2 protein-coding genes are annotated in these 1,836 nt (G+C 77.5%); both read left to right on the top strand.

Annotation, left to right across the window (positions count from 1 at the left end; translation table 11 throughout):
* Positions 1 to 48 precede the first annotated feature (48 nt).
* Positions 49 to 828 (top strand): ABC transporter permease, encoded by a 780-nt coding sequence (locus tag GTW08_RS18555; protein ID WP_237453968.1) that lies wholly within the window; start codon positions 49 to 51, stop codon positions 826 to 828.
* A 38-nt stretch (positions 829 to 866) separates the two neighbouring features.
* Positions 867 to 1,836 (top strand): oligopeptide/dipeptide ABC transporter ATP-binding protein (locus tag GTW08_RS18560; protein WP_346009932.1); only part of this gene is annotated, 970 nt, incomplete at its 3' end.

The following is a 1,836-nucleotide window of genomic DNA, read 5'->3' on the forward strand; positions in this document are numbered from 1 at the left end:
CGCCGGTCCGGGCGGGCCCGGCTGGTCGCCGGCGCCGGCGGGCTGGTCCTGCTCGTCGCGGCTGCGGTAGGAGTGCCGTGGCTCGGCGGGCTCGACGAGGGCGCCGTGGACTACACCGCGATCCGGCTGCCGCCCTCGCCCGCGCACCCGTTCGGCACCGACTCCGTGGGCCGTGACGTGCTGCTGCGCAGCTTCGCCGGGCTGGGGGTGTCGCTGCAGGTCGCCGCGGCCTGCGCCGTGCTCTCGACGGTGATCGGCACCCTGTTCGGGGCGCTGTCCGGGCTGCTCGGCGGCTGGTGGGACCGGATCGCGATGCGCCTGGTCGACGCCGTCAACGCCGTCCCGCACCTGCTGCTCGGCATCGTGATCGTCGCGCTCTACCGGGGCAGCGTGCTCGCGGTGATCGCCTCGATCGGGCTGACCCACTGGACGACGGTGGCCCGCGTCGTGCGCGCGGAGATCCTGACCCTGCGCACCCGCCCGTTCGTCGACGCCGCGATCTCCGGCGGCGCGTCCCGGCGCCGGGTCCTGCGCCGGCACCTGCTGCCCGCGGTCGCCCCGCAGGCGGTGCTCTCGGCGGTGCTGATCCTGCCGCACGCGGTGTGGCACGAGACCGCACTGAGCTTCCTCGGCCTCGGCCTGCCACCACACCTGGCGAGCCTGGGCACCATCCTCGGCGAGGGGAGACAGGCCGTGCTGCTCGGCTCCTGGTGGATCGTGGTGTTCCCGAGCGTGCTGCTGGCCGCGACGACGCTGTGCGTCGCCGGCATCGCGGCCTGGTGGCGGGACCGCACACTCCCGCGCCGACGGTCGGAGCAGGCGCTGTGACCGGGCCCGGTACACCCGCACCCGGCACGGTGCTCGCGGTGCGCGGCCTCGACGTCGCCTTCCGGGTCGGGCGCGGGCGTCGCGCCCGCACGGTCCGCGCGGTCACCGAGGCCGACCTGGACCTGCGTGCCGGGCGGCTGACCGCGCTCGTCGGGGAGTCCGGCTGTGGCAAGTCGGTGCTCACCGAGGCCCTGACCGGGCTGCTGCCGGGCACCGCATCGGTCCGCGGGTCGGCCGTGCTGACCCCGCCGAAGCAGTCCACCCGACGCGACCCGGTGGAGCTGCTGACCGCCCCCGAGGGGACCCTGCGCGACCGGGTCCGTGGACGGCTGGTCGGGCTGGTCCCCCAGTCCGCCGCCACCCATTTCACCCCCACCCGCACCGTCGGCGCCCAGCTGCGCGAGACCCTGACCCGGCTCGACGCGACGGCCACCGTCGCCGACCTGCTCGACCGCGCCGCGCTGCCCCGCCACGTCGCCGCGCTGCACCCGCACGAGCTGTCCGGCGGGCAGGCCCAGCGCGCCGGGCTCGCCGCCGCGCTCGCCGGGGACCCACCGGTGCTGCTCGCCGACGAGCCGACCGCCGGACTCGACCGGCCGCTGGTCGACCACGTCACGACGCTGCTGGCCGGGCTGGCCGCGGAGGGTCGCGCCGTCCTGCTGATCACCCACGACCTGCGCGCCGCCCGCGCCGTCGCCGACGACGTCGCCGTCATGTACGCCTCGCGGCTGGTCGAGACCGGCCCCGCCGACGACGTGTTCGCGACCCCCTGGCACCCCTACACCGCCGGCCTGCTCGGTGCGCTGCCCGACGCCGGGTTCACCCCGGTGCCCGGGCACCCGCCGGAGCTGTCCGCGCTGCCCGACGGCTGCGCGTTCGCCCCACGCTGCCCGGTCATCGGCGACTGCTCCGGCGACCCCGCCCCGGTCCGCCGGGGTGGGCGGAGCGTGTCCTGCCATCCGCCGACCGCCCCCGCGCTCCCCGCGGCGGCCCGGTCCGGGGCGGGGT

Origin of the sequence: Pseudonocardia sp. SID8383 (genome assembly GCF_009864975.1) — a bacterium.
Classification (GTDB): domain Bacteria; phylum Actinomycetota; class Actinomycetes; order Mycobacteriales; family Pseudonocardiaceae; genus Pseudonocardia; species Pseudonocardia alni.